This window comes from Streptomyces sp. CO7 (assembly GCF_053474865.1).
Genome location: NZ_JBRIOU010000002.1, coordinates 1420668 through 1423085, shown reverse-complemented (window position 1 = coordinate 1423085; position 2418 = coordinate 1420668). Strand labels below are relative to the sequence as shown.

General features: G+C 73.8%; 4 protein-coding genes. All 4 read left to right on the top strand.

Annotation, left to right across the window (positions count from 1 at the left end):
• A partial coding sequence (locus tag ACOV8S_RS08490) for a class E sortase (protein ID WP_448317069.1) occupies positions 1–538 on the top strand: 538 nt, incomplete at its 5' end.
• Between the two features lie 9 nt (positions 539–547).
• Positions 548–1021, top strand: coding sequence for an N-acetyltransferase family protein (locus ACOV8S_RS08485; protein ID WP_448317068.1), 474 nt, complete (start codon positions 548–550; stop codon positions 1019–1021).
• A complete protein-coding gene (locus ACOV8S_RS08480) occupies positions 1018–1518 on the top strand; it encodes an HAD domain-containing protein (RefSeq protein WP_448317066.1) in 501 nt (166 codons plus the stop codon). Before ACOV8S_RS08485 ends, ACOV8S_RS08480 begins: the two co-directional genes overlap by 4 nt.
• Before the next feature lie 129 nt (positions 1519–1647).
• On the top strand, positions 1648–2385 hold the full coding sequence (locus tag ACOV8S_RS08475; RefSeq protein ID WP_448317064.1) for a class I SAM-dependent DNA methyltransferase: 738 nt from the start codon (positions 1648–1650) through the stop codon (positions 2383–2385).
• The last annotated feature ends 33 nt before the right edge of the window (positions 2386–2418 follow it).

Genomic DNA, 2418 nt, shown 5'->3' with positions numbered 1-2418 from the left:
ACACTCCCCCACCCGCCCGGATCCGCGGACGCGTGAGGCACGGCTGAGCATCCCCGCCCTCGGTCTCGACGACCTGCGGGTGGTCCGCTACGAGGGGACGACGGACGACCGGCCCGGCACCCGTATCCAGGACCGGGGCCACGCGGCCAGCCCGTACGGGCCCGACGGCGGCGTCGGCCCCGGCGAGATCGGCAACCACCTGATCACCGCCCACCGGCTCTCCGCCGGCGGCCCGCTGCGCGACCTGCCCTCCCTCGGCGTGGGCGACAAGGTCCTGGTCACCTCGGGCGGCACGGTCCACGAGTACCGGATCACCGGGACCCGCTCGACCTCCTTCCGCTCCGAGCGTTCGCTCGCCGAGCAGCGCGCGGAGGTTCCGGGGCACCCGGGGCGCGAGGCGACCCGGGCCATGATCACCGTCTCGACCTGCGCGACGCCCGAGGACGACGCGGCGGGCAACTTCTGGCGGGACGCCAACGGCAATCCCGAGCACCGCATCGACAAGATCGGCGTCCTGGTCTCCTCCCGCCCCGCGTAACCTCTCCCCATGATCACGCAGTGGGCCCTGCGCCCCGCCCGCCCGGAGGACGTCGAACCGATCGCGGAGATACGGGCCGCGGTGATGCGTCCGGACCTGGAGCGGCTGGGCCGTTACGACGCGCACCGGGTCCGTCAGCGGTTCCGTGACTCCTGGTCCCCGCAGCACACCTCCGTGGTGACCGTCGAGGGGTCCCTGGCGGGCTGCGTCACCGTGCGCCCCGGCGAGGACGGGGGCCGGGTGCTGGAGCACTTCTACCTGGCGCCCGCCCGGCAGGGCCAGGGGCTGGGAAGTGCGGTGCTCCGCTCGCTCCTCGACGACGCGGACGCAGCCGGTGAGCAGCTCCGCCTGGTCGTCCTGCAGGGCAGCCCGGCGTGCAGGCTGTACGAGCGCCACGGCTTCGTGCGGCAGTCCGAGGACCCGGTCGACGTGGTCATGAGCCGCAGGCCCGCCGTACGTCAGAAGGTGGTGTCCGGCCGGTGACCCGGGCGGCTCCGCTTCTGTTCCTCGACGTCGACGGCCCGCTGCTCCCCTTCGGCGGCGCCCGTCCCGCCCCCTCGACCGCCGACGCGGGCAACCCGCTGCTGTCCCGTCTGGACCCCGGCCTCGGCCCCCGCCTGCTCTGTCTGGGCTGCGACCTCGTGTGGGCCACCTCCTGGCAGGACGAGGCCAACGAGGTCCTCGCGCCTCGCCTGGGCCTCCCCGCCCTGCCGGTGGTGAGGTGGCCCGATGATCCCGAGGGCCCGGACACCCCGGGCAGGCCGCGGGGCCTGCACTGGAAGACCCCCGCCCTGGTGGCCCGGGCGGAGGGCCGCCCGTTCGTCTGGGTGGACGACGAGATCGGCCCGGTGGACAGGCTCTGGGTGGAGGGCGTCCACCCGGCGCCCGCGCTGCTCCGGCGCGTCGATCCCCGCCGAGGCCTCACCGACGAGGACTTCGCCGCGCTCACCGCCTTCGTGACCGGCCTGGGCGCGGCCTGAGGCCGCCCGGGCACGGCCTGAGGCGGCCCGGACGCGGCCTGAGGCGGCCCGGACGCGGCATGAGGCGGCCTGAGGGCACGCCGGAAAACCCTTCGACAGGCGGCCGGCGGATCAGCACACTGTCCGCTCGTGACGAGCAGCGAAATCTGGTCCAAGGACATGGCCGAGCGCTACGACGCGGGTGAGACGGTCATGGTCTCCCCCGAAGTACTCGGCCCCACCGTCGACTTCCTCGCCCGACTGGCCGGCGACGGCCCCGCCCTGGAGTTCGCCATCGGCACCGGCCGCGTCGGCGTGCCCCTGCGGGAGCGGGGCGTGCCCGTGACGGGCATCGAACTGTCCGAACCCATGGCCGCCGTGCTGCGCGGCAAGGTGGACGAGGAGACCCTGCCGGTCGTCATCGGCGACATGGCCACCACCGTCGTGCCCGGCAGCTTCACCCTCGTGTACCTGGTCTACAACACGATCTCCAACCTGCTCACCCAGGACGAGCAGGTCGAGTGCTTCCGCAACGCGGCCCGGCACCTGGCCCCCGGCGGCCGCTTCGTGATCGAGCTGGGCGTTCTTCCCCTGCGCCGGATGCCGCCGGGGCAGACCGCCGTCCCCTTCGACGTCTCCGAGCGCCACCTCGGCTTCGACACGATCGACATGACCGACCAGCTCCTCGTCTCCCACCACTTCGTCCTGGAGGAGGACGGCCGCTACCGGCGGGGCAACTCCCGTCACCGCTACGCATCGCCGGCGGAGCTCGACCTGATGGCCCGCATCGCGGGACTCCAGCTGGAGCGGCGGGTCGCCGACTGGGACGGCTCCCCGTTCACCAACGACTCCGAGAAGCACGTCTCCGTCTGGCGCAAACCCGCCTGAGCCGCCTGTGCGCGGGTACCCGCCCCCGCGCAC